The organism is Oceanospirillum linum, from assembly GCF_001995095.2.
GTDB lineage: Bacteria > Pseudomonadota > Gammaproteobacteria > Pseudomonadales > Halomonadaceae > Oceanospirillum > Oceanospirillum linum.
In genome coordinates, this window is the sequence record NZ_MTSD02000002.1 from 347,747 (window position 1) to 373,917 (window position 26,171).

Here is a 26,171-nt window from a genome sequence, read left to right on the forward strand (position 1 = left end):
GTTTGACCTATGAGTTGGATCTTATGAACACAAATACGACACACACAGGCTTCACCCTTAACGGTGAACACTCCGGGAGATCGACCCCCGTTCAGCGCCTGAAGATAGTCGCCCTCAGCCTGCTGACGCTGCTCTGCCTGACCCTGAGCAGCAGCCTCTGGGCTGCCGAGGAGACCTCTGACGCGGAAAACCGTGTTAAAGGAAACTTCGCCGGGGCCGGATACTGGCGGGAAGTCTCTGATGGCACCGAAGGCTACACCACCTCAAAGGGGCGTGAGCACGGTCAACTGATCAATGTCAGTGGTGAAACCTGGCGGCAATGGCGTAACCGCTGGATCAGTCCCGGTGGCCTCATCGCCATTGGTGGCAGTATCTCGGTACTGCTACTGACCTATCTTATTCTGGGCCCTATGCGCCTTGATAAGCCACGTACCGGCAGAAAAATTGAGCGCTGGAACCCGACAGACCGTACCTTGCACTGGTTTGTAGCCATTACCTTTCTGGCACTGGCGTTCAGCGGCATCATCATTATGTACGGTAAGCACTTTATTCCCGACCTGTTCGGTTACAGCTTCTGGAAAGGCACCATCGCCTTCTGCAAGTTGGTGCATAACTATATCGGCCCGATTTTCTCTGTTGGTCTGATTGTGATGCTGCTCCGGTGGCTGAAAAATAACTTTTTCACCCGAACCGATATCACCTGGTTTCTGCAGGGTGGCGGCCTGATCGGCAATAAACACCCCAGCGCAGGCTTTATGAATGGCGGTGAGAAAGGCTGGTACTGGGCGCTGTTCTTTATCGGCTCAGCCGTTGTTGCCAGCGGTTTTGTGCTTGATTTCCCGATCTTTGGTCAGGTGCGGGACACCATGCAGTGGGCCAATCTGATTCACGGTGGAGCCTCGTTGCTTCTGTTTGCTATCTCCCTGGGGCATATCTATATCGGCACCGTCGGTGCTGAAGGTGCTCTGGAAGGTATGACAACCGGTTACGTTGATGAAACCTGGGCCAAGCAGCACCATGACCTCTGGTATGAAGATGTAAAAGACCAGGCGGTGGATGAAAAAGACGTGCGCTAAGCCTCTCTTTTTCACAGCAGGGTTACCAGAACATAAAAAGAGGGGCTTTAGCTCCTCTTTTTTCTTTTTATGTCCGGTGATGATCCCCGAAATGCGCCCCTGAAGCCCGGCTTAGTTTAAGCTTCATCGGCTGATAGACCAGACCTCCTGATTCATCCACATCACCATTCAGTTCAAAACCGAAACGCTGATAAGCGGTCACAGATGTTAGGGAAGCGTTCACCGTGACGACCTCACCCTGCAGGTGGACAAACACAACCTCGAGTAACTTCCGCCCCACACCCTGCCGCTGAAATTCAGGCGCAATAAAAAAAACAGCGATATGCCGGTGTTCTTTCAGTTCGATAAAACCCACCGGATAGCGGCCAGCCAGGGCCACAAACATCAGGTGTCCTTTTCTCATACGCTCTTTAAAAGCCCTGGGCGTAATCACCCCTGCAAAGGTTTTCGCACCTTCCGCTGACAAATCTTTCGCCACAGAACTCTGAAATGAACGCCAGCATACGCGACGAATAGCCCTCAGATCCCGTCTAAGCACAGGCCGAACCTTAATACATTCGGCCGTTACCTCCGTCGGTACAGGCTGCCCCCTGAGAATCCGGGGCAGATATGCCATAACCTCTGATAAATACTTCATCACCATCTGCACTCTCCTGCTGGCGGTTCGATCAGAAACAGGTGGCAAGTCGATCCTGCGGCAGCACTGAACGACCCTTACCTGTGATAAAAACTGCCCTACGTACAGACATATTAAGTTTATTGCACCAATTTATTGCACCAGAGAGCAAATATTTATCTGATGCATTTTGTAACCTTAAGTTAGGTGCTTTTTCCTGTGGTAAAGGGTAGTTTACTTTTTAATACCTTTTTTACTTACATGTAAGGATTCTTAAATGACGTCACTGTCTTTTAAAAGCAAAATGCTTCTCTCAACAATAAGCCTTTTGCTGGTAAGCTGTGTAGTTCTTGCCCTTCTCTCTCTAACCCGGCTGGTCACAGAGACCAGTGTTCAGATCAGCGACCAGCTCGGCATGACCTTGAACCAGGCTGAGTCTATGGTAGACGGCTGGCTGGACAGTAAAGCTGCTATTGTCAGTGCCGCATCGCAAACCTTGCCTACAGAAAAAGAGAGAGTGAGTGATTTCTTAACATTAGGTCGCTCAGCCGGTGATTTCGATCTGTTTTATCTGGGCACCGAGCAAGGGGATATGCTGCAGTCTTATCCACCGGTTAACTTATCGCCGGACTACGACCCAAGAAAAAGACCCTGGTATCAGCAGGTAAAAAGAGAGGGTCGCGCCGTTGTAACACCACCTTATCCCCGGGCCAGTACCGGTGAGTTAGTTGTTACATTAGCCGCCCCTATGAAAAATTCTTTAGGTGGCGTTGTTGCCGGTGACATCACCCTGACCAGCCTGATTAAATCCCTTTTAAGCCTGGATACCAGCTGGCCTTCAGAACTCTGGCTTGTTGGTCAGGATAATCAGCTTTTAGCACACCCCAATCCTGATCTTATCGTCCAAAAACAAAGCTACGACGATCTGTTAACCCAGGCTGAATCCGGCATAGCAGGCCTGCAGCGGGTTAACTACCAGGGAGAGCAGTTCTTTATTCAGGAAGTCGAGCTGGAGAAAACCGGCTGGCGACTGATTCTTCTGGTGGAGCGGGATGCAGCCTTGGCACCGCTGTATAAACTGGCATGGCAGCTGACCATCAGCAGTATTTTGATTCTTCTGGTTGCAAGCGGTTTGGTCTATCTGATGGCCCGCTACTTCAGCCAACCCCTCGTTCTTGCAACCTCAGCACTGCACCGACTTGCCGATGGTAATATCAACCAACGACTGGATATTGCCAGCAAAGATGAGTTTGGCCAGATCAGCAGCGCCTTCAATCAGTTAGCAGACAAGCTGCACAGCAGCATAGGCAACATCTTCCGTCTGAGTCATAAATTACTACAGGATTCTGACTCCACAGCCCAGCGCGCAGATAACGCTTTAAAAGATACCGTGGCACAACAGGAAGCGCTGTCACAATTAACAGAAGCTATTGCTCAGATGTCCATGGCCAGTGGTGAGATCGCCAGAAATGCCGAACAAACCGCAAGCTCCGCTGAGCAGGCAGCACAGGCCAGCGGTTCAGGTCTTGCACTGGTGACCTCCAGTCAGTCTGCCATTGCGGCACTATCAAGCCAGATACATGAAAACTCAGGCCAACTCAGCACCTTGGCTAAAACCGTTGCCGCTATTCGCAGCATTCTTTCTAAAATTAATGAGATTGCAGAACAAACAAACCTGCTGGCCCTGAACGCAGCCATTGAAGCCGCCCGGGCCGGTGAGCATGGGCGTGGCTTTGCCGTGGTTGCCGATGAGGTTCGCTCCCTGTCCCATAACACCCAATCAGCAACCCATGAGATCCATACCTTAACCCAGGAGCTGGAAGTGGCAACCCAGAAGGCACTGGAGGATATGGATGCCAGTGAAGAAACCGCGCAGGAAAGCACAGACCAGGCTGACAAAGCCAGTCAGCAGCTGGAAGTCATTACCGAAGCTAACAACAACATCTGTGATATGACGGTTCAGACCGCAAGTGCTGTTGAAGAGCAACACGTGATGTCAAATGAGGTTAACCAGCATAGCCAACACATCGCCCAGTTGATTGATAACTCCGCCAGAGTGACGGAAGAGAACCACAAACAGGCACTGCAGCTGAAAAAAGAAAGCATCTCTTTACAGGAGCAGTTATCCAGCGCATTTAAGCTGGATTCAAAACTACTCTAGCCGCAGCCTGCCTGGCGTAACAAAACTGACCTTCTGGACGTATCACCGTTCAGGAGGTTTTTTTTTGCCAATACCGGGGTTTGCTGTTGATAAATCAATACGCTAGATTAGAGTCCGGTTTTCACCTGCTTCCGATGCGAGCCCATAATGACTGTTCAGGTTACACAGCCTACCCACTTACTTGATTTAGCCGTAGGCCATCCCGCACCCGACCTTTTACCCACTGATTTAATCCGTCCCCTCGCCGTTGAGCAGGAATACCTGGCTTATGGACAGCAGGCTGGGGCTGACGCATTTCGGCAAAAGCTTTCAGCCTGGTTGACGGAGGATTACAGCCAGCCGGTCAGTGCAGAGGAGCTACTGGTTACCAACGGCTCATCCAACGCACTGGATATGATCTGTTCACATCTGAGTCAGCCCGGTGCAACTATTCTGGTGGAAGACCCCAGCTACTTTATCGCTCTGAAGCTATTTAAAGCCCGGGGCTTTGAGGTGATCGCCCTGCCAATGGATGAAGAAGGTATTCAGCCCGCTGCGCTGGAGCAGGCAATAGAGACATATCATCCGGCATTTATCTACACCATTCCGACCTTCCATAACCCCACCGGTATTACCCAAACGCACCAACGCCGTCAGGCACTGGTTAAACTCGCCAAAGATCACCATTGCCCACTGATCGCCGACGAGGTGTATCAGTCACTCTACTTTGGCGATAAACCACCGGCACCCCTGGCCTGCTATGACAGATCAGCTCCGGTGATCTCTATCGGTTCATTTTCCAAGATTCTTGCCCCCGGACTACGCCTTGGCTGGATACAGGGCAACGGTGAGCTCTTCCGCCGCCTGAAAAACTCAGCACTACTGCAAAGTGGTGGCGGATTGGCACCGGTCACCTCTGCCCTTGTCGGCGGCTTACTGGCCAATGGCGAGTTTCAGAAGAACCTGTCGTACCTGAGGCAAACCTATGCGGCCCGGTCAGAGGTTCTGTGTGCAGAGCTGGTATCCGTATTTGGCGGGCAACTACAGTTCCATCAGCCCGACGGCGGCTACTTTCTATGGGCCAGCTTTACCGATGGCCGGGATCTCGCCAGCAGCAGACAACAGGCTCAGCAAGCGGGCGTGAACTACCTGCCGGGTAATTTTTGTTCCGCCAATGACCGGTTTCATTCCAGTATGCGTTTGTGTTTTGCCTGGTATGGTGAGAAGGAGCTGGCCGCCGCCTGTAAGCGACTGGGAAACGTGTTTGCTTAGAAGTTCAGACACAGCTTCAATCGGGAGCAGGACACAGAGCGTCGTTATATTCCCGCAAAGCTAAAAAAGGGGAAAAGGGAAGTTCGCCAAAAAGGCAAAGAAAAGCCTGCGGAGCAACAGCACCGCAAGCTTTCACAGAAATAACAGATCAGGTTCCGAAAGCGCCCTTATAAGGCAGCCCGATAGCCCGCCTTATGCCCCAGCGGTCTGATCTTTTCTGAACCGGTAATGAAAAAACAGTGCAATAATCAATGACATACCAACGTGGGACACAAAGGAAGACTGAGTATAAACACCAAAGCCCATCATAAATTCGCGGCCCATGGCCGGAGCCAGCATACCCTGGGCAATAAACCACAAAATCAGCCCCGCAATAAAGCCTGACAAAATCGCCCGGCCACGGAAAGCCTTATAGAACATCAAAGTAAACAGACCAAATCCCACAACCCCAATGATCGCATGCAGAGTGAAAGCCACCGCGTAGGAAGGCGTGACCCCGGCAAACTGTTTGAACAAACCTATAACAAGAAAGGCAGGCTGTAGCTTTGGGCCAAACACAAGAGGGGAAATAAGCCAGGCATAAGCCTCAAAGGCAATTTGTGCGATCAGGCCGCCCAGGATGGCGATCTTTATTTCACTGATAGTTAACTTCATCTATAGCATTCTCATAATGGGTAGATGTTCACGCCTGTGAACACATAGGGCGGTCAGAAACTTCTTAACTTGCAAGACTGCCCCCTTAATTACGCCGGAAGTTATGCTAAAGATTCAGATTTTTAATATTTTAAGAGTGCCTGAAGGGAAAGTGGGCAAAAAAAGATCTGTAAACAGTCCAAAACGTAGGTCGGCATAAGCGCCGGAATCGGCACTCAAAAACTGCACGGGACGCCATTCGCGCGCCATCCGACAATTAGCAAATCACAGAATTTGAAACCTGCACCCACACTGCGCGTGGTTACAATCGTGCCTTGTTATGCAGCGATCCGGGTTGCCGACGACGAGTTGTGAACGGCAATGAACTCCCTGAGGCGCTTCAAGTCTTCAATGGCTTCGTCCGTGTAAACCAGTTTCACTTACCTGACCTCGGTGCATCCTGCTCCTTTTCGGTTCCCAAGCTATTAAGCCAACTATGAACCTCGCTGGAATCAACCACCTTGCCTTGGGCGGCGGACTCCATTGCTTCCAACGTTTGCATCCACCGCTCTTGCTCAAGCTGCTGCTTTTCTATTCTATCTATTCCGACAAAGCCTGATTGGTAAGTAATGGGTGATACAGAACTATGCCCCCCTCTGGTGCACTTTTCATCGCCGAATACTCTTAAATTGTTTGTTAGGCTAATACGTACTCACTGATGGTGCGATTGAATCGAACAATGTCAAAAGTACCTTTAATTTCGAACCTAACACAGCCCACTTCACTCAAATACAATTCGATTTCACAGTCCAAATCAAACGTACCTGATGTTTCAACTGAGAATGCATTAACTTTGCTAAACGGTAGTGACGTATAGTCAACCTTTGAGCCTGTGATACCTTGCACATTGGCCGCAATTACGCGCTTATTTGTAAATATCACTTGGTCACGTACTGTCTTAAATGCAGCAAGAATACTTTCCCCATCAATCAGAAATTTTTGAAAGTCTTCTCTGGCATCTGAAATATCAATGGGTTTGAGTTTGAATACTGATGAATTTTTGAAGTCAATCATATAGACACCTTCTTCTAATTATTCGATTTTAGCCTAACGAGCTTGTAGAAAAATCTGTTTCTAACTCACATTAACACGTTAAATCTGCTTTCTGACCTACCTGAAAATAGCCTGCAGCGGCTGGCAGGATGAGATCCATGCCAGCCCTTTATCCCAGGCAAACTATGCTTGCTGAAAATTCTGTAAACAGGCCAAAAGTAGGTCGGCATAAGCGCCAGAATCCGCACTCAAAAACTGCACGGGATGCCATTGGCACGCCATCCGACACTACCGCAAATTGCATGATGTGAAACTTGTACCCACGCTCCGCGTGGTTACAATCGTGCCTTGTTATGCTTAATTCTTTGTACTCAGGGTCATGGCAATTTCAGACACTGCAACACCATCAATCCGATACCTGTCCGTGACCTCCCCAACCACTTTAAACCCGCATTTTAAATACAAACTCAGTGCAGGTTTATTGCTTGATAGCACCGCTAAATCCAGCCAGTCGACACCCTTGGTTTCGCGACAGAAGGTAATAATGGCTTCAAGTAATTTGCCACCCAAACCTTGCTGTCGCATGCTTTGATCTACTCCCATACCTAAAACAACGCGATGGTAGCTGTAATCGGTATTGTGGTGGCGTAAATCAATATGACCGCAAATCGTTCCATTAAGGTCTTTCGCTAACCACAGCTTACGCCAACCCGGCTGACCAAGTTCAAATCTAAAACCATTCTGAAAGCTGGCACGGAGCTGATCAGAGACATGGCAGTGCTGTTTCGCTATTGGCAGGAATAATGGTGAATCATCAGAGGCATTATCTGAAAGTTGCGGTTCCAAGTAATCGAAAAACGGTTCTAAATCCGTTTGTTTTGCTTCAACTATTTCCATGTATTCTCCGAAATTAACGCTCTGCACACCGGCCGGAAAAAGCGAAGCTTTTGGAGGTCCGAGCCGCATAGCGGCTGAAGTGCTGCAGTTTGTTAGGCATGATTTTTCCCAAAAGCCATGACGGCATCCAATAGGCCTTTTGCCAGGGTACGAACACCAGAAAGCGAGTATGAACCACCAATTTTTTCAAATGAATAGCGTCCATCTTCAAAGTATCTGGAACACTCTTCTAAAAGCGGAATTAAATTTTCGCCGGTAGCAGACTCAAACTCTGACTTGATCCCTTCCTGTGTTTCTAGCTTTAGTTTAGTAAAAATTGATTTCAAATCATGACCACGAACAGCCGATTCAATATTTGTGGCAAATAACAAGCCCTCAGAGCTTACTTCCGAAAACTTAACTTTACCTTCAGAAGCCTTAAGGCTTAACTCACATGAGAATGCATAGTTAACCACTAATGGATATACATATGCGGCCAAATCGATGTCATCTGAATTCCACACCTTTTCAGCAGCATTATAAAATTGTTCTGCTGCCATCCATATATGACCGCTCGGCCGTGTTCTCATATCCTTGGCCCCCTTAAATCAACGTAGGCGCGCTATTGCCAACCATTGTTCTCTTCGCACCAGTCATAAAGAATTATGATTTGTTCAATTTCATAGATTGCTCGAAACAAATCACCGTAAAGTTTACGCTCACTGAAATTAGCCATTGATTGAGTTATTGCATTATTAAGAAGAAATTCATGCGCCATATCATTACGATAATTCACGACACTTTCTAGATAAGCAATAAAATCTGGTCTTAAGCCTTTATCTCTTAGCTCGTTCTTGGTTTTTCCAAGAGTCCACTTTTCCATATTCTCTGATGGGACGCCATATATTCTTGAGAGCAGCCCCTTTAAGCCAAATTCGAGAATTTGAGCTTTACCCATGAACATGGCGTACTGCTCAAGTACACTCAGATTTTTGTAGCCTTCCAACTTAGCATGAACTAATTCTTTAATGTCTTCAGCAGATAATGCCGCTACTTCTGTCATTCTCGATTCCTTGTTGCTTCCGACACCTAACATTTTGATATCAGGCAGACGCATCTCGCCGCTTTCAAACACCGACAAAAACCAAGGAAAGACTTCAATAAGAAAGGAACAAACTCCATCTCAGATCAGACCGCTTCCCTGCTCGCGCACCTGTGCTATAACCACCGAGCCAAAACCCGGCTCTAAAACTCTACTTATCATATAAGATTACCCTTAATCGAAATCTGACAAAACCCACCCGCACCTAAAGTCGCACGCGCAGTGCCAAAACCTGCTAGAATCGCCCCTTTTATTTCTCTCGGCTATCTCACGGGTACTCTGCACTCTATGTCTTTTCTCTCCCTTGGCCTGTCAGGCTTTTTCCAACGCGCTTTAGATGAACTGGGTTACGACACCCCCACTGCCATTCAGGCCCAGGCGATTCCTGCGGTGCTGGAGGGGCGTGACCTGTTGGCGGCGGCGGAAACCGGTTCCGGTAAGACGGCGGCGTTTGTACTGCCCCTGCTGGAAAAGCTGCTGGGCCATGACGGGTTGCGCAGCAATCAGGTGGCAACACTGGTGCTGGTGCCAACCCGTGAGCTGGCGGTTCAGGTAGAAGAAGCGGTTAAAGCGTATACCACCTATTACCCGCGTCGGATCAAATCCCTCGCGGTCTACGGCGGTGTTTCTATTAACGCCCAGATGCAGGCGATGAAAGGCGGTTGTGATCTGATGGTGGCGACCCCCGGTCGTCTGCTGGATCTGATGGAGAAAAACGCCATCACGCTGGATAAGGTGCAGCATCTGGTGCTGGATGAAGCCGACCGTATGCTGGATCTGGGCTTTGCCGATGAGCTGCAACAGGTACTGAGTAAACTGCCGGTACAGCGTCAGAATCTGCTCTTCTCCGCCACCTTCCCGGAGGAAGTGGACGCCCTGATCAACCGCCTGCTGTTCAATCCGGTTAATATTGAGATCGAGCGGGAAAACAAGCTGCCGGACACTCTGATTCAGCGCCCCATTGAGGTGGATAAAGAGCAGCGTACGGCGCTGCTGCGTCATCTGCTGGGGGAGATGAATGGTGCTCAGTTTCTGGTCTTTGTTGCCAGTAAACGCACCGCTGATAATGTTGCCGGTAAGCTGAACAAGTACGGGTTCACAACAGAAACCCTGCATGGTGACCGGTCACAGAAAGAGCGTAACCACTCACTTGCTACATTTAAGCGCGGCGAAATTCAGGTATTGATAGCAACAGACCTTGCGGCTCGCGGTCTGGATATTCCGCTGCTGCCTTTTGTGGTCAACTACGACCTGCCCCGCTCACCGGCGGATTATATTCACCGGATCGGCCGTACCGCCCGTGCCGGTGAAGTGGGTACAGCGTTTAGTTTTATCGACCATGAAAGCGACGCGCACTTTAAGCTGATCGCTAAGCGCAACCATCTGAATGTAACCCGTGAGCAGATTGCAGGCTTTGAGCGTAGTACGACGCCACCGGATGATATTGCTGCGCTAGGCAAAGGTCAGCCACCGGTCAAGGGCAAACGCAAAAGTAAAAAAGACAAACTACGGGAAGCCGCAGCCCGTGAACAGGCCACCCGCAATAACCCCGCATCCGGTAAGCAAGCGGGTGCGGCCAGCGCTCCTTCTGAGGCGGCCTCCATCTGGCAGAAAGCAACGCTTAAGCGCCGCTGATTCGGCCACCGCCCGCTGGAACCGGTTCAGGTGTGCCTCTGTGCTCAATTGGGCTATCAGTCATTGCTGATGCCCTTACTTCTTCCGGTTACCAGGGCGCGATAAACACCGCACCTGATATAGCTTGTTCCTTTGCTTATCCCTCGCTCCGACCTCGAAACCTTGCCCTTTGCCCGTTGCGGCATCCTTAAATACCCGCTATGGGTTTTTGTTGCCTGCAATATTATCCTCTGAGAAAAGCCTTAACACAGCACCCTGCCATACGACCAAGGTGCAATACTGCAACGGAATCAGCTCTGCTAATTTCGCCCCCTTTGCAAGGAAGGCAAAATAATATGCTGCCTTTTAAATTTTAAACACTGTTTATTTACGACAAAAACAAGAGTTACCAGACGATTATGTGGAACATTATTAAAATTGCCAGTGCTTTTATCGGTATTATTGTGGGTGCCGGATTTGCTTCCGGTCAGGAAGTGCTGCAGTACTTCACCAGTTTTGGCTATATGGGCACCGTAGCGGCGGTGGTGGCAACAGCCTTGTTTGCCTACCTGGGTATGATGTTGACCTGGTTAGGCAGCCGAACAGGTACGCACTCCCATAAAAGCGTGATCTACCAGATCAGTGGTCGCCATATTGGCCGGATTGTCGATGGTATTATTATTTTTACCCTGTTCGGTGTCGGCGTGGTGATGATCGCCGGTGCAGGCTCAACCCTGAATCAGCAGTTTGGGCTGCCTGCTTATGTTGGCAGTATTGTGATGACACTGATGATGGGCGCTACCCTTATGCTGGACGTTCGCCGGGTGGTGGCTTTGATCGGTAGTATCACGCCATTTCTGGTACTGGCCCTGGCTCTGATCTGTGTCTACAGCCTGTCAACCATGGAAAGAAGCTTTGCCGAACTGGCCCCCATTGCGGAAGGTATCGACTCAACGTTGCCCCACTGGTTAGTGTCTGCGGTTAACTATGTCTCCTTTAATATTGCTGTCGGTGCTGCAATGGCGCTGGTGATGAGGGGTGCCGAACCTAATGCCAATATCGCACGCTGGGGTGGTCTTTTAGGCGGTGCCGGTGTAGGTGTACTGATTATGATCAGCCATCTTGCCATGTTCTCTCAAGTTGATCAGGTTGCGGGTTATGCCCTGCCTCTGCTGAAAATTATCGACGGTATCTCTCCTCTGCTGGCAAAAGGAATGGCGTTTGTATTGTTCGGTATGATTTTCAGCACCGGTGCCAGTATGTTTTATGCCTTTGTGGCCCGGTTTACACGAATGCAAACCGCCGCCGCGAATCGCTTCAGTATCGTGACTTTGCTGGTGGCCTTTATCGCCAGCTTTGCCGGATTCACTCAGTTGGTGGCCCTCTTTTATCCTTTAATCGGTTATTTGGGACTCTTTTTGGTACTGGCGCTGATCTATGCCCCTTTCCGGTTAAAGAGATCATCCGCGATACAAACATTGCAGCCGATAACGGATAATTGATTAGCTCCCTCCCGATCCTGTGCCGTTAAAACAATCGGACCTAAGCGGCAGCCTGCCTCTTTGCAGATACCGCTTAGGCTGTTCAATCCGGCGTAATTCAGACGATAAACCGGCCTTCGTTCCGGGCTGATTGCAAACAGCTTCCGACCGGAACCCGACTAAGGCATTTATCTCGCCCCCGGTTGTAGCCACTTATCTCGCCCCCGGTTGTAGCCACTCAGTTGTAATCTGCTAGTATGCACTCTGTTTTTGACCAATAACCCTCAACGGTATTTGTCGCTACCGGTTTATACCCGGCAGACGGGAATGTGTACTCTAGGATCTCCATGCCATGGATGAAGCTTTATTAATCGCCCTTCTTTTTATTGTCCCGACGGCAGGGCTGGTGATGGCAGCGCTGGGCATGGCGGCCTTTTTCCGCACTCAGCATCAGCGGGACGAACTAAAACGCCTGCGGGATGAGCTGAGTGAGTACCGTCAGGTGTTGAAGCACTTTGATACCCGACTGAAAGACCAGAGCCTGAGTCAGCAGCAGCTGAGGGAACGGTTGGATCAGGCCGGGGGCCAAGCGCCAAAACAATCGGCCCTCTCCCCGGCATCACTGCAAGCTATAGCTGATACCGAAATAGTGCCCGCCCAAAACCGTGCGGCAGATCAGACTCAGCAACCCAGCGCCCTTAGAGCAGAGGCTTCTCCGCCTCCAGTGCCGGATCAGAGGCCGGAAGAAACCGATACCCCTTGGTTTGACCGCCTGAAAAAAAGCGTGCAGCAACACTGGATGATCTGGCTCGGCGGTATCTGCGTTGGCCTGGCTGGTGTCTTTATGGTGGGTTACTCCATAGAACAGGGTATTCTGGGGCCCATGGCCCGGATTGTCCTTTCCCTTCTGGCGGGGCTGGGTCTGCATGGTCTGGCAGAGCATCTGCACCGCACTAAAGGCCCCCATAACGTCTTTGCCTCACTGGCCGGTGGTGCCAGTATCATTCTCTACTCGGCGCTGTTTGCCACCTTCCGGCTCTTCCCGGAGGTCTCCCCCATGTTGGTGTTTACCGGAATGGCCCTGACCTCCTTCGCCACCATGGCACTGGCCCTGCGCCAGGGGCCGGTTCTGGCGGCACTGGGCATGCTGGGCGGCTATATTGTTCCTTTACTGGTCAACACAGGTAGCGGTGAGATCGAACTGGCGCTGGTCTACAGCACCATTCTGACATTTTTCAGTCTCTGGCTGATCTCCTACGTTGAACGCCGCTGGCTCTGGATCGGGGTTATCGCCGGTAGCCTTCTCTGGTGGCTCGCATCCCTGGCGACAACGCCCATGGAGGGGGCACGTTCCCTTTATCTGCTGGTCATCGCCTATCTCTTCCTTGCGGTGCCGCGCTTTGACTGGACACTAAAACAGATCGATTGGCCGGAGGATCATCAGAGCGCCGTAAAAGACCTGTGGCAGGGGCTGAAAAACCTGAAAGAGGCTGAATTTCGCCGGTCACAGTTAAACAAGCTACGCCAAAGCACCGTCTGGTTTCAGGGGATGTTGTTATTGCTGGTGACCCTAGCTCAGGCCTGGAGCCTGTGGATTGAAGGGGTCGCTGATACCAGCCCGATCAGCCTGTTACTGCTTCCGGCGTTATTGATTCTGGTGGCGGCCCGCCGTCCGCTGTTGCTCCTGCTACCGGTGATCGCACTGGTGACCACCACCATGGCGGCACTGCTGCCCCTTCTGACGGAAATAGATGACCGGGTTGTCCTGGAAACCGTTTCTTACGGCCTCCAATACGGCCTGATCGTGCGCTTTATACTGCTGAGCCTGCTGTTCGGCGGCACCGCGATCTGGCTGATCCGGCAGCGTTATCCGTTACCGGCCTACTGGGCGGGCATGGGGGCGTTAACACCGGTGGCACTGCTGTCTACGGCGTATTACGCACTGAATAGCTTTACCGATGCGTGGGTTTGGGGTTCGGTTGCCCTTGCCGTCAGCATCGCTTATCTGCTGCTGATGCGCTGGGCGGTTAACCGAAACCAGCCCTACTACAGTGATGCCTTTAAGGTGATGATAACGGCATCGATGCACCTGAGCCTGACGCTTCTGGCAGTGATCTGGCTGGCGGATGCCACGCTGACCCTGGCGCTGGCGGCGCAGTTGGTGAGCCTGTCCTGGCTCCAGCGCCGCTATCAGCTGACCTACATGCCGTGGGTCATCCGTGCCGTACTGTCTGTGGTGGTACTCCGCCTGACACTAAACCCATGGCTACTGACTTACGACAACGGTAGCCATTGGTCACTGTGGACCTACGGTGGGGCCACCCTCTTTACGGTGCTCGCCGGGTGGCTGCTGCAATCTGATATTAAAATGCGTGCCTGGCTGCAGGGTGCAACGGCGCATCTGCTGATTCTGACCATCGCGGCGGAGTTAAGATACTGGCTCTACGATGGCGATATTTTTACCTCTGAATACAGTTTCCTGGAAGCCAGCCTGAATACCCTGATCTGGGGCGGTGCAGCAGCGATTTATCTTTACCGGGCCCGAATCAGCCAGCACCTGGTGCGCTTCTATGACGTCCTGGCGGGAGTACACCTGACCGCAGCCATCGTAAACTATGGTGTTTTTGTACTGCTTGCCGGTAACCCTCTATGGAGCGATGAGACCACATTGGGTACAACACCGGTATTTAACCTGCTGCTGTTGAGTTACGGTGTGCCCACGCTGATCGGTATCGCACTCTGGCGTTTACTGCCCACCCCTTTTGCCCGTTACGCCATTATGTTTGCCGGTGCCAACCTGCTGCTGTTTGTTTCCATGGAGATTCGACATCTTTGGCAGTCAGGGGATATTGCTCAGGCGGGAGATATGGCACTGCGTCACGGCACCTCAAACGGTGAGCTATACACCTACTCTGTGGTCTGGCTGCTGATGGCCTCCGCAGCACTCCTTATCGGGAGCTGGCGACAGCAGTTATCACTCTATAAAGCAGGGATGGGCTTGTTGTTGGTTGTGGTAGCTAAGCTATTTTTAGTTGATATGTCTGATCTGACCGGTCTCTGGCGTGTCGCGTCCTTTATGGGGCTGGGGCTTGCGTTACTGGCCCTGGCCTGGTTACACCAGAGACTCAATCACAAGATGACTGCCGATCAGCAGCCCTAACCGGAATATTTCAGATGATAACAGAGGATTTCCGGCTTTTTTCCTGATCATCATGGCATACGCTGTGCTTTGTGTTAAAGATGGACAGCTTTCGCCAACGTTAATTATTCAGAACAAGGTAACCCCATGACACAAATAATGGACAACCAAACAGCAGAACCTGTTGAAGTACCCCTGAATATCGCGGTGCTTACCGTATCCGATACCCGCACCCCGGAAACCGATAAAAGCGGCGATACTCTGGTTAAATGCCTGGAAGAAGCCGGTCACAAACTGGGTGATCGCGCCATTGTTCCGGATGATATTTACAAGCTGCGGGCGACCCTCTCTAACTGGATTGCCGACGAAAAGATCCACTGCATTATCAGCACCGGCGGAACCGGTTTCTCAGGTCGTGACAGCACACCGGAAGCGGTAACCCCTTTGCTGGACAAAGTGATTGATGGCTTTGGTGAAATCTTCCGAATGGTCTCCTATGATGAGATCAAAACCTCTACCATTCAATCCCGTGCCATTGGCGGACTGGCGAACAGCACCCTGGTTTTCTGTCTGCCGGGCTCCACCGGTGCCTGCCGTACCGGCTGGTATAAAGTGATTCAGGATCAGCTGGATAGCCGCCACCGTCCCTGCAATTACGTGGCCTTGCTGACCAAGGGCAATGCTCAGCACGTTTAATTGAATATTGATAACACCCGCTGCGCCAACAAAACCGACAACGGAAACCGGAAGTTATGCTGCTTAAAACGAGAAAAGACGCCTGTGATCAACCGGGACTGATGCCTGTAGATGAAGCGATCAGCCGTATCTGTACCGCTATCAGACCGGTTGCAACAGAGGTCAAGCCTCTTTCTCAGGCGCTGGGCTGCGTCCTGGCAGAGCCCATTGTCTCCCAGATCAATGTGCCCGGCATGGATAACAGTGCCATGGACGGCTATGCACTGAATATTAAAGACCTGAAAAAGAGTCCACTGACCATCAGTCAGCGCATTCCCGCCGGACAGCAGCCAGAACCTCTACAACCCGGCACCTGCGCCCGAATTTTTACCGGAGCCCCTCTGCCCGATGGTGCTGATACCATTGTTATGCAGGAGAAGGTGAAAGTGGATGGCGACAAGGTCAGCTTTCATACCCATATCGATGCCCCTCACCAGGGGGATTTTGTCCGTAAGGCCGGGCAGGATATTCAGCAGGGTCGGGTGCTGTTAAATACCGGCAGCCGTCTGGATGCGGTGGCGCTGGGGCTGATCGCATCGATCGGCCAGGCGGAGGTTGTTGTTCATCAGAAACCTAAAGTGGCGCTGCTCAGTACCGGTGATGAACTGGTTGAACCCGGTGCCCCTCTTCAGGCGGGACAGATCTTTAACTCTAACCGTTACATGCTGCTCTCACTGTTAGCGAATCTGGGCTGCGAGGTCATCGATAGCGGAATCATCCCGGATGATCGTGAAGCGACGGTAAAAGCGCTGCAGAAAGCAGCCTGTCAGGCGGATCTGGTGATCAGCAGTGGCGGCGTCTCTGTGGGTGAAGAGGATCATGTGAAGCCTGCCATCGAACAACAGGGAACCCTTAACCTGTGGCGTATGGCGATGAAACCCGGTAAGCCTCTGGCCTTCGGTCAGATTAAAACAGCAGAGGGAGAAACCCCCTTTATCGGTTTGCCCGGTAATCCGGTGTCATCTTTACTGACCTGCCTGGTGGTGGTTCGTCCGGCTCTCGGCGTCCTTCAGGGGCGGGGTGAGGTGCCGGCTCCGGTGTACCGGTATGCTGAAGCGGAGTTTAATATCGATGCCGGTGAACGTCGGGAGTATCTGCGGGTTCGCCGTGTCCGTCTGCGCCCCGGTGACCTGCCCAGCCAGCCGATGCGTATTGAGCTGGCACCATCCCAGAACTCCGGTGTGCTCACCTCCTGCCAGTGGGCCGATGCCCTGGCGATTGTGGAGCCGGGACAAAAGGTTCGGGAAGGTGACTGGGTGAAATACCTGCCGATGGATTATCTGATGCTGGCTCCGTAATCAGGCTGGATAACGAGCTGCCTTTTTACCAGCCCAATAAAACACTCCAGCAGGGTTTCAATCTTATCATCCAATGGCCAGCCTGCGTTGATACGCACGTAGTCCTGGTAATAATCCAGTGTGGTAAAGGCCGGGCCGATTCTCAGGTCCAGCCCCGCTTTTACCGCCTGCTGCCAAAGTTGCTGACTGTTCAGCCCCGGTATCTGTAACCAGAGCACCATACCCCCGGTGGGCTGGCTGACCGCACTCCCCTCCGGCAGGTGCGCCAGAAGATATTCCCGATAACCCTGCAGGTTTCTTTGCAGCTGGATTCGTGCCCGATTGAGATGACGGCGGTACTGGCCGGTATTAATAAAATCCGCCAAACCGGCCTGTACCGGTGTACTGATGCCAAAATGATTCACCCCGTGCCGCCGCTCATAGCCGGTGAAAAACCGTCCCGGCAGACACCAGCCGACACGAAAACCGGCGCTCAGGGTTTTCGACACCGAGCCACACCAGAGCAGAAAACCACCCTTATCCCAATATTTCGCCGGTAACGGCAGTGTTTTGCTCTGACCCAGTTCGATATAGATATCATCTTCAATCACCGGCACCTGGTAGTGGTTGGCCAGTTCCGCCAACCGCTGTTTCTGAGCCGCCGTCATGCTGATCCCCTGCGGGTTCATATGGGAGGTACTGAAGAGCCCGGCCTTAACCGTTTCAGCCTTCAGCAGGGCCTCAAACTGATCCAGATCGATCCCCTCTGCAGTTGAAGGAATCTCCACGACGTTGCGGTTCAGTCCCGCCAATAGCTCCAGCAGACCGCTGAAGCAGGGGGAGCTGATGGCGATGGCATCACCGGGGTCGGATACGGTTTCCAGCGCGATACGCACCCCATCGATACACCCTCCGGTAATCACCAGATCTTTGGCGGATAGCGGAAAACCGTAGGCAGAAAAGTGCTCTTCCAGCGCCAGACGCAGCGCCGGATCACCCTGACGATCCGGGTAGGTATGCAGTTGCCGGGCCAGGCGTGTCACACCCCGCTTAAGACTGCGCTGCAACGCTTCTGTCGGCATCAGGTCCGGTGCTAACTGGGAGATACCTAAAGGGCCGGGTTCATAAATACCCGGCTGATAGTGAATGCCGGATTCCTGAAAAGAGATGCTTTTCAGCTGACTGCGAAACTGAGGCAGCTCCGGGATTTTACCCGCCAGCAGGGGGGCGGGAAACATAAAAGCCCGATTGGGGTTTAGCGATAATCCAGCCCAGCTCTTCCAGATAGTGATAGGTATTAATGGCGGTGGTCATGCTGACATTAAACTGCTGCGCCAGCTTTCTGAGGGAGGGCATACGGCTACCGTGAGCGAGCTTATCCGCCTGAATATCATCAATAATCTGTTCAGCAATCCCCTGATAACGCACGTCTCACCTCCGAATCCAACTGATCTGTTTGTTCAGGTTAGCGCCACACCGAGGAACTGTATACTTTTTATTTTCAAAAATTGATGCTGTTATCTTTTCTGGCAAAGGCTGAGACTCACCTCTCAACAGAACAACACGTTTCAGTGTTTTAGGGAGAACAAAACGATGCGCCTGAAAGACCTGCTACTGGGTTTAAGTATTATGTGTTTATGGGGGTTTAATTTCTCTGTCATTAAGCTGGGGGCCGATCAGATCAATCCGATTGTGCTGACCACCCTGCGCTTTACCTTTGCCGTGCTGCCGGTAATCTTTTTTATCAAGCGTCCTAAGGTGAAACTACGCTATCTGGTAAGTTATGGCGTGACCTTTGGTGTCGGAGTTTGGGGCATGATGACCTCGGCGATCACTCTGGGGGTCAGTGCCGGGATGGCGGGTGTGCTGATGGATCTGAGCCTTATCGCCAGCCTTCTGATCGGCTGGCTGGTACTCAAAGAGAAAATCAGTCCACGTCAGACCGTGGGAGCGGGCCTGATTTTACTGGGTGCGGTGGTCAGCCTGAGTCTTGAAGATGGCTCCGTGCCTTTGGCTGGCTTAATGCTGGTTCTGATCGGTGCTTTAAGCTGGGCGGTTATCGGCCTGATCGTAAAGCTTGCTAATACTCAGCAGATCTTCGCCTTCAGCGTCTGGGGCATGCTGTTTGCGCCTTTGCCGCTGGCAGCCCTTGCCCTGGTCACCTATGGCACTGAAGCATTTGCCACCCTGCCGGAACAGATGAACGGCAGCGTCTGGTTCTCGGTGCTGTTTCAGGCTTATCCGACCACCCTGCTCGGCTACTGGCTATGGAATCGCCTGATGACTCAGTACCCACTATCAACGGTAGCACCGTTAACCATGCTGACGCCGGTATTTGGCTTGCTGGGCAGTATGATCTTTCATGGAGAAACCATCAGCGACACCAAGCTATTGGCCTGCGCGCTGATTCTGATAGGTTTTCTGATCGGACAGTGGCAAAAAAGTTGGCTCAGCCGCCCGCGAACGCAGGCTAACGGGTAGATATTGCCAACCTAACGGGCTGCAACACTCATGTTAGCAGCCCACTGGCGCACCACCTGTTCGATGCTGTTATTAATACTCTGCTGCACCGTCTGGTTAAACTTTTGCGTTGTCGGCTGCGAGAGAAACCGGATATAGGACTGAAGGGTACTCTGGTCAAGGTTACGGTAAGTAAACGCAAGGGCAATGGTGACCATCTGATCAATCTGCTGCCGCGTCTCTGACTCAGACATCATCAGCTGACGATGAAAGCCATCCAGATCGATATCACCGCCCTCCCCGGATGAGCGCTCCAGAACAACAAAGATCGCAGAGGCAACCTGCTTTTGCATATCAAGGGTAATATCGGTGACACCTGCCGCTTTATTGATCTGAGCGGCCAGTGCCATCCGGCTCTGATCCTGCATCAGTGACTGGACATGGGCCATCATCAACGCCTGGCTATCCGGCTCCGAAGCTTTTGCCTCTTCAGAGGTAATACGGCGGCCAAGCTCCGAGTCAAACCAGGTCAGAAGCTCATTCACTTCCGCCGCGGACATCTCTGTTTTAAGGGACTGGGAAATATCCGAAAGAATAACCGCTTCATTCAGGCTCAGGTCAATTTGCTGCTGTACTTTAAAGGCACTGTCAGAAGAAATTCTTCCTTCATCAACCGCATCTGCAATACCTTCTTTAATCGCCAGAGGAAATTCAGAAATTTGAGCAGAAACGCCTGAAATATCCAATAATTGCGTAACATCCTTGCCTGAAGGTGCGGCCTGCGCTGGGGAGATTAGCCCCAGAGTCAGTACCAGCACTGCCATACAAATACGGTTCATCTTTTTTATCATGATCGATCCTGAGTCAAAGTGGATAACAGTCCGTGCTAAGGCGCATTTTGCCAATAGCCGCCCCCGGATTCCACGCCATTATGTAACACCCGGATACCGTCCTTGTATCCATCGTACCGTCCCTGTAACACCATCATGCTGAGCTTCGTCTGATAGAGGGTGGTAAATTCAGAGATCACTTAACCGCGCGAAACCATCACGGGTGTAGTTTTCACTGCCATCCCCCATCACACACAGGTTATCTTCAATGCGAATACCGCCATAAGGCAGTAGTTTTTCCACCATCGCCCAATTGATCTGCTCTGAAGCCTTCGAGGCTTTCAGCTCCGCTAACAACTGAGGAATAAAGTAAACTCCCGGCTCCACGGTAATAACATAGCCTGCCTCAAGTGTACGGGTCAGACGCAGAAAAGGATGCTCAGCCGGTGGCTCCTGTTGAACTCCTGCCGCATTTTGCTGCCAGCCCCCCACATCATGAACCTGCAGTCCCAGAAGATGGCCCAGGCCATGGGGGTAGAAGGTGCGGGTAATACCCTGCTCCAGCTGGTCTTCAGGGTTGGCATGCACAAGACCGAAACGGTTCAGAAGATCGGCAATCATCAGGTGCATCTGCTCGTGCAGGGCCACAAAATTGCTGCCGGCACTGATCTGCTGACACAGCTGACGCTGCAGGTCATCCAGTCCTTTCACCAGATCAGAGAACAAGGTACCGTCCTGGGTGAATGTACGGGTGATATCGGCCGCATAGCCATTAAAGCTGGCACCGGCGTCAATCAGTAGTGTGCGATGCTCGCCCGGAGCTGACCGTTGCTGAAACTGATAATGCAGTACAGCGGCATGTTCATTCAGGCCGACAATATTGTCGTAGGGCATATCCCGCTCATTATGTGAAATCGCACTCAGGTAAGCCTGATGAATGGCGTATTCACTGAGGCCGGATTCAAAACCGTGCTGAGCGGCGCGGTGGCCTTTAACGGCCAGATAGTTGGCTTCCCGCAGGCAGTGTTGCTCCCATTCGGTCTTGATCGCCCGGCCAAAGTTAATGCTATGGATCAGAGCCTCAGGGTTATGGCTCAGATGCGCGCCCTCAAGACCTTGTTCACTGATCAGAGCCGTACGTGCCTGACCCACCGTCGCCAGCATAGCCGCCGGATCATCATAGGCGATCCACTCAAAACCCAGCGCCCAGTCTGCACAAGGCAGATCCGGTGTCAGGTGCCAGAAATCCTTCGGCGTGTAATAAAACATTAAAGGCTTCTGTCCGGGACGAACCAGTAACCAGCAATCCGGGTGCTGTGTCAGGAACGGCGACCAGTAAACAAAGTGTGGATTTGGACGAAAGGGATAACGGGTGTCATCCAGAAAGTGCTTGTGCAGATGACCGGAACCGATCAAAAGCTGATCAAACGAATGCTCATGCAGGAGTGTTTCAAACCGGGATTGCAGTTGAGACAGGTGTGCAAAATAAAGTGCAGACATAAAAAACCTTTTTAAGCTAACCCGCCCTCAGGCGAGTTGAAACATTGAATCAGACGTTCAGAGACTGGCTGGCAAGGGCATCTTCTAACAGAGCCCAGAGCTGCTTAATATTGGGCTGAATATTCTGACGGTTCCGGTACAGACGAACCTCTAAGGGCACATGCCACTCCTCACCACCAGCCAAGCTCAGGCTGCCATGTTCCAGGCTACTGTTGACCAGACGCTTAGGTACCCAGCCAAAACCAAAGCCCTCTTTAATCATCGCTTTAACGCTGATCGAGTGGACATTTTCATTCATGGTGACCAGCTGAGGCGGCTCCGGTTGCTGCTGAACAAAGTGATCCAGCACTGAGCGCATAAAAGAGTTCTCGTAATAGCCGATATAGGGCAGCGGCTGACTTTTCTGTCCCGGCAGATAGTACAGTGGACGCCCATCTTCATCGTTGGCGGTTACCGGCACCAGTTTTTCCCGTGCGACGGTGAGACTTTCAAAGCGTTCATCATCCAGATCCCGGGCCACCTTCATGGTGGGATGCCAGAAGCAGAGCACCAGATCACACTCCCCCTGGGACAAAGCATTAACAAAGTCCGCACCCACCCATGAAGTGGATTTCAGATTCAGGTCAATGGGCAGGTTATGCTGGGCTGAAAACGGCATCAGTACCGAGTGATAGAGCGTCAGGTAGAGTGTCTGTGTTGTGGCAAATGTCAGCCGGTTACTCTGCTGCTCCCGAATCTCATTGCAGCGCACCTTGGTCTCCCGTGCGATGCGGGTCATCTGTTCCGCACCGGCCAGAAACACCTCGCCGGCAGCGGTCAGAGACAGCGGAAGACTGTTGCGGTCGATCAGTGTTGTGCCCATCTCTTCCTCCAGCAGCCTGATACGGCGACTGAGGGTGGGCTGGGTGACATTGCGCTCATCCGCAGCCCGGGAGAAATGCCGGGCCCGGGCCAGAGCGATAAAATCATCGAGCCATCTAACTTCCATAGCGTACCTTAAAAGAGCAAACAACTACCGGGGGCTTATAAACCAGCCTGCAACCATTGATGTACCGGGTAAAGTAAGGACTCCCCCAGTTTAACAGAGCGCTCCGGTGACCAGCCAAAATCCGCATCCGGGCGGTTGTCATAGTCCTTAAATGGCATCTCCAGGGTCATGGATGGGCAGTTAAACTCCCTGCCAACCCAGAAGGCTGCAATAGTATAGGTCTCAGGGCCAAATTTGCCAGGTGGATAACCCCGTGCCGTCTGAAAGTCAGGGTTGATCTGCTCAAGGTCTTGTTTAAAGCTATTTTCCTGCGCCAGAACTTCCGGGCTGAGATGAGGGGCTCCCTCCTGACCGGCGATAAAGTTGCACGGCAGAGCTTCATCACCATGCAGATCGAGAAACAGATCAACACCACTTTGCTGCATCAGGGTACGTACCGCCAGAACTTCAGGGCTACGCTCCGGGGTTGGTGTTTCCCACTCCCGGTTAAGATTAGCACCACAGGCGTTAGTGCGCAGATGTCCGCGAATGGAGCCATCGGGATTCATATTCGGCACGATATAGAGATCCGCCTGTTCCAGAACCGACTGGCCCAAGGCGTCATCTTCATCCAGCAGACGGGCGATAAAGCCTTCAGCGCACCACTCTGCCATGGTTTCACCGGGGTGCTGACGAGCCGTTACCCAGATCTGTTTTTTTGCTGTCGGATCATCGGAAGCCTTACTGATTTTCAGCAGATTCAGATCATAACCATCCAGGGTGGTGCCGATATCATGCACCTCGCACAGTGCAGACTGTTGCGCCTGACCGATCAGATCCAGATGCTGATCCCAGCTGTAGGGGGCAAAATAGGCAAAGTAGATGCTGTTCTGAGCCGGAGTATGCTGAATAACCAGCTCTCCGGTATCGGCTTCATAAGCGGTATCGACCCGGAACCAGGTTTCACGGTCGTAGGACGCAACGGCCCGATAGTCCGGCCAGCCATCCACATAGGCGGCCTGCCCGGCATTCACAATACGCAGGTTCAGCGGTTGAGTAGCCGCACCCTGTACCCGAAAATGGAACCATTGGAAGAAATCAGACTGGTTATCGTGACAGATACTCAGCTGAATATCCTTGGGGTTGGTCAGATCCAGCACCTCAACATTACCGGCGTCGAACTGACTGCTGATCTTGATCCTGGACGGGATTGTTAAGCTCATATCCATTCCCTGACAAGCCGCTCAGTTAAGCGGCTTTTAATAAGAAGAAAGTATTGGGTTGCAAAGCAACGTCTTGGATGACAACGCAACGTCTTGGGTGACCAAGCCGGTACAGGCCGCTTAAATGCGGCCTTCTGCAACGCCATGACAAGCCACCTGACCACCTTCATCAGTGGTGATCAACTGCGGAATCTCTTGTTTGCAGCGCTCATTCGCGTAAGGGCAGCGGCCATGGAAAACACATCCACTGGGCAGGTTCACCGGAGTAGGCACCTCACCCTGCAGCTTAATATGCTGCGGACGATCATCTTCCAGACGCGGAATTGCAGACATCAACGCCTGAGTGTACGGGTGACGAGGTTTAGCGAACAGTGTTTTAGTCGCCGCCAGCTCACAAAGAGAGCCAAGATACATCACCGCCACACGGGTACCGAAGTGCTCCACCACCGAAAGATCATGGGTGATAAACAGATAGGTCAGGTTACGTTTTTCCTGGGCATCCATCAGCAGGTTCAACACCTGAGCCTGAATCGATACGTCCAGTGCAGAGATAGGTTCATCGGCGACAATAAACTCAGGGTCGACCGCTAAGGCACGGGCGATACTGATCCGCTGACGCTGACCACCGGAAAACTCATGGGCAAATCGTTCGCCCCAGCTCGGATCGATACCCACGGAGAACATCGCTTCATGTACTTTGTCCCGCACCTGCCGGGCCGTCCAGTCAGGATTGTGAACCGTAACCGGCTCTTCCAGCGTTTGCGCAATGGTCATCCGTGGATTGAGGGAAGCATAGGGGTTCTGGAAGATCATCTGCATCTTTTTGCGATACGACAGCAGCTGCTTATCATCCAGATCATCAATACGCTCGCCCCGGTAACTGATGGTGCCCGCCGATGGCGTCAGCAGTCCCATCACGGTACGAGCCACTGTGGACTTACCACAGCCGGACTCCCCAACCACACAGAGAGCTTCACCCTTTTTAATGTCCAGGTCCACGCCATTAATGGCATGAACAAACTCCTGTTCACGAACAATCTTGCCGCCTTTAAACTTCAGCTGATCAAGAAAGTCGCCGGAGATATTGAATTTTTTGTACAAACCACGGATCTGAACCAGAGACTCACTAACCTGTATCTGATCCGTTTCAGTTGTCTTCATCGTATTCTGATCGGTCATGATTATGCCTCGTGGGGTGCCTGTTCCGCTTGCTTCAATTCGGCCACCATATGGCAGGCCACCTTACAATTACCGGATACGGTGTATCCCGGTAGCTGTTTGGTACAGGCATCACGCAGGTAATCACAGCGGGGATTAAATGCGCAACCCGTCGGAATTTTCTGCAAAGAGGGCATAGAGCCACGAATCTGATTCAGACGCTGTCCGGGAATTGCCATCTGAGGCAGGGCATTCATCAGCCCCTGAGTATAAGGGTGCTGAGCATCGTTGATAATCTCGCGGGTTGGCCCCTGCTCAATAATACGACCTGCGTACATCACAATCGCTTTCTGTGTAACCTGAGACACCACACCCAAATCGTGGGTGATCAGAATCAGAGCAACGTTATTACGTTCACACAGCTCGACCATCAGTTCCATAATTTCAGCCTGAATGGTCACATCCAGTGCTGTAGTGGGTTCATCGGCGATGATAATATCCGGGTCCATCAGCAGACCAATGGCGATCACCACCCGCTGACGCATACCACCGGACAGTTCATGGGGGTACTGATCAATACGGGTTTCCGGTGACGGAATCTGTACCTGTTGCAGTTTTTGAACCGCAATGGTGCGGGCGTTCTCATTGCTGATATTCCGGTGTGCCTGCAGACACTCCACCATCTGCTGGCCGATGGTCAGCACAGGGTTCAGGGTCATCATCGGGTCCTGGAAGATCATGGAGATGCGGTTCCCCCGGATATTACGCAGCTCCTCAGGGGACATATCCGCCAGATCTTTGCCTTCAAACAGGATCTGGCCGTCTGAGATGCGACCCGGTTTGGAGATCAGGTTCAGGATGGAGAAACCCAATACCGACTTACCGGCACCGGACTCGCCCACCAGACCGAGGCGCTCACCACGATCCAGTGTGAAATTAACGTTACGCAGTGCCTTTACATCACCACTGCGCAGGCCAAAACTGACTTCAAGGTTTCTAACTTCTAATAACGGCATGGT

Annotated in this window: 24 protein-coding genes; 9 read left to right on the forward strand and 15 right to left on the reverse strand. The window is 52.0% G+C overall.

Annotation, left to right across the window (positions count from 1 at the left end; translation table 11 throughout):
* Positions 1 to 23 precede the first annotated feature (23 nt).
* Positions 24 to 1,076 (forward strand): formate dehydrogenase subunit gamma, encoded by a 1,053-nt coding sequence (locus BTA35_RS06730; protein WP_078319050.1) that lies wholly within the window; start codon positions 24 to 26, stop codon positions 1,074 to 1,076.
* Between the two features lie 67 nt (positions 1,077 to 1,143).
* On the opposite strand, the gene BTA35_RS06735 is transcribed toward BTA35_RS06730, so the two are convergent.
* Positions 1,144 to 1,719, reverse strand: a complete 576-nt coding sequence (locus tag BTA35_RS06735; protein WP_238377513.1) for a GNAT family N-acetyltransferase — start codon at positions 1,717 to 1,719, stop codon at positions 1,144 to 1,146.
* Positions 1,720 to 1,969: 250 nt separating this feature from the next.
* Between BTA35_RS06735 and BTA35_RS06740 the strand changes: the two genes are divergently transcribed.
* Positions 1,970 to 3,853 carry a methyl-accepting chemotaxis protein gene (locus BTA35_RS06740; protein WP_078319051.1) on the forward strand — a complete coding sequence of 628 codons (1,884 nt, stop codon included), beginning with the start codon at positions 1,970 to 1,972 and terminating at the stop codon, positions 3,851 to 3,853.
* 147 nt (positions 3,854 to 4,000) lie between these two features.
* Positions 4,001 to 5,104, forward strand: coding sequence for an aminotransferase-like domain-containing protein (locus tag BTA35_RS06745; RefSeq protein WP_078319052.1), 1,104 nt, complete (start codon positions 4,001 to 4,003; stop codon positions 5,102 to 5,104).
* A gap of 192 nt (positions 5,105 to 5,296) precedes the next feature.
* On the opposite strand, the gene BTA35_RS06750 is transcribed toward BTA35_RS06745, so the two are convergent.
* From BTA35_RS06750 to BTA35_RS06780, 6 genes are all read right to left on the reverse strand, one after another.
* Positions 5,297 to 5,758 (reverse strand): hypothetical protein, encoded by a 462-nt coding sequence (locus BTA35_RS06750; protein WP_078319053.1) that lies wholly within the window; start codon positions 5,756 to 5,758, stop codon positions 5,297 to 5,299.
* A 415-nt stretch (positions 5,759 to 6,173) separates the two neighbouring features.
* Entirely contained in the window at positions 6,174 to 6,299 is a 126-nt protein-coding gene (locus tag BTA35_RS18695; protein WP_274378420.1) for a hypothetical protein, read from the reverse strand.
* A 134-nt stretch (positions 6,300 to 6,433) separates the two neighbouring features.
* On the reverse strand, positions 6,434 to 6,811 hold the full coding sequence (locus BTA35_RS06765) for a PH domain-containing protein (protein WP_078319054.1): 378 nt from the start codon (positions 6,809 to 6,811) through the stop codon (positions 6,434 to 6,436).
* A gap of 336 nt (positions 6,812 to 7,147) precedes the next feature.
* Positions 7,148 to 7,687, reverse strand: a complete 540-nt coding sequence (locus BTA35_RS06770) for a GNAT family N-acetyltransferase (RefSeq protein ID WP_078319055.1) — start codon at positions 7,685 to 7,687, stop codon at positions 7,148 to 7,150.
* A 92-nt stretch (positions 7,688 to 7,779) separates the two neighbouring features.
* Positions 7,780 to 8,226 carry a hypothetical protein gene (locus BTA35_RS18260; RefSeq protein WP_202931196.1) on the reverse strand — a complete coding sequence of 149 codons (447 nt, stop codon included), beginning with the start codon at positions 8,224 to 8,226 and terminating at the stop codon, positions 7,780 to 7,782.
* Positions 8,227 to 8,288: 62 nt separating this feature from the next.
* The gene (locus tag BTA35_RS06780) at positions 8,289 to 8,729 is read right to left on the reverse strand and encodes a hypothetical protein (protein ID WP_078319056.1); all 441 of its coding nucleotides are present in this window, start codon (positions 8,727 to 8,729) and stop codon (positions 8,289 to 8,291) included.
* A 327-nt stretch (positions 8,730 to 9,056) separates the two neighbouring features.
* Here BTA35_RS06780 and BTA35_RS06785 point away from each other — a divergent pair, with 327 nt between their 5' ends.
* From BTA35_RS06785 to BTA35_RS06805, 5 genes are all read left to right on the forward strand, one after another.
* Positions 9,057 to 10,403 (forward strand): DEAD/DEAH box helicase, encoded by a 1,347-nt coding sequence (locus tag BTA35_RS06785; protein ID WP_078319057.1) that lies wholly within the window; start codon positions 9,057 to 9,059, stop codon positions 10,401 to 10,403.
* 398 nt (positions 10,404 to 10,801) lie between these two features.
* Positions 10,802 to 11,884, forward strand: a complete 1,083-nt coding sequence (locus BTA35_RS06790; protein ID WP_078319058.1) for a YkvI family membrane protein — start codon at positions 10,802 to 10,804, stop codon at positions 11,882 to 11,884.
* A 331-nt stretch (positions 11,885 to 12,215) separates the two neighbouring features.
* The gene (locus tag BTA35_RS06795) at positions 12,216 to 15,023 is read left to right on the forward strand and encodes a DUF2339 domain-containing protein (RefSeq protein WP_078319059.1); all 2,808 of its coding nucleotides are present in this window, start codon (positions 12,216 to 12,218) and stop codon (positions 15,021 to 15,023) included.
* A 126-nt stretch (positions 15,024 to 15,149) separates the two neighbouring features.
* Complete coding sequence (gene moaB, locus BTA35_RS06800; protein WP_238377514.1) at positions 15,150 to 15,698, forward strand: molybdenum cofactor biosynthesis protein B; 549 nt, start codon at positions 15,150 to 15,152, stop codon at positions 15,696 to 15,698.
* 56 nt (positions 15,699 to 15,754) lie between these two features.
* Positions 15,755 to 17,035: a molybdopterin molybdotransferase MoeA gene (locus BTA35_RS06805; protein WP_078319061.1), complete on the forward strand. Its 1,281-nt coding sequence runs from the start codon at positions 15,755 to 15,757 to the stop codon at positions 17,033 to 17,035.
* Here BTA35_RS06805 and BTA35_RS06810 read toward each other — a convergent pair.
* Together BTA35_RS06810 and BTA35_RS18265 are read right to left on the reverse strand one after the other, a co-directional pair.
* Positions 17,014 to 18,252: an aminotransferase-like domain-containing protein gene (locus BTA35_RS06810; protein WP_202931197.1), complete on the reverse strand. Its 1,239-nt coding sequence runs from the start codon at positions 18,250 to 18,252 to the stop codon at positions 17,014 to 17,016. The genes BTA35_RS06805 and BTA35_RS06810 overlap by 22 nt on opposite strands.
* Positions 18,224 to 18,442: a GntR family transcriptional regulator gene (locus tag BTA35_RS18265; RefSeq protein ID WP_202931198.1), complete on the reverse strand. Its 219-nt coding sequence runs from the start codon at positions 18,440 to 18,442 to the stop codon at positions 18,224 to 18,226. Before BTA35_RS18265 ends, BTA35_RS06810 begins: the two co-directional genes overlap by 29 nt.
* Before the next feature lie 165 nt (positions 18,443 to 18,607).
* On the opposite strand from BTA35_RS18265, the gene BTA35_RS06815 reads away from it, so the two are divergent.
* Positions 18,608 to 19,495 (forward strand): EamA family transporter, encoded by an 888-nt coding sequence (locus tag BTA35_RS06815; RefSeq protein WP_078319062.1) that lies wholly within the window; start codon positions 18,608 to 18,610, stop codon positions 19,493 to 19,495.
* An 11-nt stretch (positions 19,496 to 19,506) separates the two neighbouring features.
* On the opposite strand, the gene BTA35_RS06820 is transcribed toward BTA35_RS06815, so the two are convergent.
* The 6 genes from BTA35_RS06820 to BTA35_RS06845 form a co-directional block, all read right to left on the reverse strand.
* A complete protein-coding gene (locus tag BTA35_RS06820) occupies positions 19,507 to 20,325 on the reverse strand; it encodes a DUF2059 domain-containing protein (protein WP_078319063.1) in 819 nt (272 codons plus the stop codon).
* A 168-nt stretch (positions 20,326 to 20,493) separates the two neighbouring features.
* Complete coding sequence (pepQ, locus tag BTA35_RS06825; RefSeq protein WP_078319064.1) at positions 20,494 to 21,804, reverse strand: Xaa-Pro dipeptidase; 1,311 nt, start codon at positions 21,802 to 21,804, stop codon at positions 20,494 to 20,496.
* 49 nt (positions 21,805 to 21,853) lie between these two features.
* Positions 21,854 to 22,792, reverse strand: coding sequence for a LysR family transcriptional regulator (locus BTA35_RS06830; protein WP_078319065.1), 939 nt, complete (start codon positions 22,790 to 22,792; stop codon positions 21,854 to 21,856).
* Between the two features lie 35 nt (positions 22,793 to 22,827).
* Positions 22,828 to 23,994 carry a M14 family metallopeptidase gene (locus BTA35_RS06835; protein ID WP_078319066.1) on the reverse strand — a complete coding sequence of 389 codons (1,167 nt, stop codon included), beginning with the start codon at positions 23,992 to 23,994 and terminating at the stop codon, positions 22,828 to 22,830.
* 120 nt (positions 23,995 to 24,114) lie between these two features.
* Positions 24,115 to 25,173: an ABC transporter ATP-binding protein gene (locus BTA35_RS06840; RefSeq protein WP_078319067.1), complete on the reverse strand. Its 1,059-nt coding sequence runs from the start codon at positions 25,171 to 25,173 to the stop codon at positions 24,115 to 24,117.
* Positions 25,174 to 25,175: 2 nt separating this feature from the next.
* Positions 25,176 to 26,168 (reverse strand): ABC transporter ATP-binding protein, encoded by a 993-nt coding sequence (locus BTA35_RS06845; protein WP_078319068.1) that lies wholly within the window; start codon positions 26,166 to 26,168, stop codon positions 25,176 to 25,178.
* Positions 26,169 to 26,171 lie beyond the last annotated feature (3 nt).

Excerpts from the sequence above, each read along its gene's own strand:
- BTA35_RS06790 (WP_078319058.1), top strand. The coding sequence starts at position 10,802 with ATGTGGAACATTATTAAAATTGCCAGTGCTTTTATCGGTATTATTGTG.
- BTA35_RS06810 (WP_202931197.1), bottom strand. The coding sequence starts at position 18,252 with ATGTTTCCCGCCCCCCTGCTGGCGGGTAAAATCCCGGAGCTGCCTCAG.
- BTA35_RS18260 (WP_202931196.1), bottom strand. The coding sequence starts at position 8,226 with ATGGCAGCAGAACAATTTTATAATGCTGCTGAAAAGGTGTGGAATTCA.
- BTA35_RS06765 (WP_078319054.1), bottom strand. The coding sequence starts at position 6,811 with ATGATTGACTTCAAAAATTCATCAGTATTCAAACTCAAACCCATTGAT.
- BTA35_RS06740 (WP_078319051.1), top strand. The coding sequence starts at position 1,970 with ATGACGTCACTGTCTTTTAAAAGCAAAATGCTTCTCTCAACAATAAGC.
- BTA35_RS06780 (WP_078319056.1), bottom strand. The coding sequence starts at position 8,729 with ATGACAGAAGTAGCGGCATTATCTGCTGAAGACATTAAAGAATTAGTT.
- BTA35_RS06785 (WP_078319057.1), top strand. The coding sequence starts at position 9,057 with ATGTCTTTTCTCTCCCTTGGCCTGTCAGGCTTTTTCCAACGCGCTTTA.
- BTA35_RS06845 (WP_078319068.1), bottom strand. The coding sequence starts at position 26,168 with ATGCCGTTATTAGAAGTTAGAAACCTTGAAGTCAGTTTTGGCCTGCGC.
- BTA35_RS06770 (WP_078319055.1), bottom strand. The coding sequence starts at position 7,687 with ATGGAAATAGTTGAAGCAAAACAAACGGATTTAGAACCGTTTTTCGAT.
- BTA35_RS06730 (WP_078319050.1), top strand. The coding sequence starts at position 24 with ATGAACACAAATACGACACACACAGGCTTCACCCTTAACGGTGAACAC.
- BTA35_RS06805 (WP_078319061.1), top strand. The coding sequence starts at position 15,755 with ATGCTGCTTAAAACGAGAAAAGACGCCTGTGATCAACCGGGACTGATG.
- BTA35_RS06820 (WP_078319063.1), bottom strand. The coding sequence starts at position 20,325 with ATGATAAAAAAGATGAACCGTATTTGTATGGCAGTGCTGGTACTGACT.
- BTA35_RS06835 (WP_078319066.1), bottom strand. The coding sequence starts at position 23,994 with ATGAGCTTAACAATCCCGTCCAGGATCAAGATCAGCAGTCAGTTCGAC.
- BTA35_RS18695 (WP_274378420.1), bottom strand. The coding sequence starts at position 6,299 with ATGCAAACGTTGGAAGCAATGGAGTCCGCCGCCCAAGGCAAGGTGGTT.
- pepQ (WP_078319064.1), bottom strand. The coding sequence starts at position 21,804 with ATGTCTGCACTTTATTTTGCACACCTGTCTCAACTGCAATCCCGGTTT.
- BTA35_RS06830 (WP_078319065.1), bottom strand. The coding sequence starts at position 22,792 with ATGGAAGTTAGATGGCTCGATGATTTTATCGCTCTGGCCCGGGCCCGG.
- moaB (WP_238377514.1), top strand. The coding sequence starts at position 15,150 with ATGACACAAATAATGGACAACCAAACAGCAGAACCTGTTGAAGTACCC.
- BTA35_RS06750 (WP_078319053.1), bottom strand. The coding sequence starts at position 5,758 with ATGAAGTTAACTATCAGTGAAATAAAGATCGCCATCCTGGGCGGCCTG.
- BTA35_RS06815 (WP_078319062.1), top strand. The coding sequence starts at position 18,608 with ATGCGCCTGAAAGACCTGCTACTGGGTTTAAGTATTATGTGTTTATGG.
- BTA35_RS06745 (WP_078319052.1), top strand. The coding sequence starts at position 4,001 with ATGACTGTTCAGGTTACACAGCCTACCCACTTACTTGATTTAGCCGTA.
- BTA35_RS06795 (WP_078319059.1), top strand. The coding sequence starts at position 12,216 with ATGGATGAAGCTTTATTAATCGCCCTTCTTTTTATTGTCCCGACGGCA.
- BTA35_RS06735 (WP_238377513.1), bottom strand. The coding sequence starts at position 1,719 with ATGGTGATGAAGTATTTATCAGAGGTTATGGCATATCTGCCCCGGATT.
- BTA35_RS06840 (WP_078319067.1), bottom strand. The coding sequence starts at position 25,173 with ATGACCGATCAGAATACGATGAAGACAACTGAAACGGATCAGATACAG.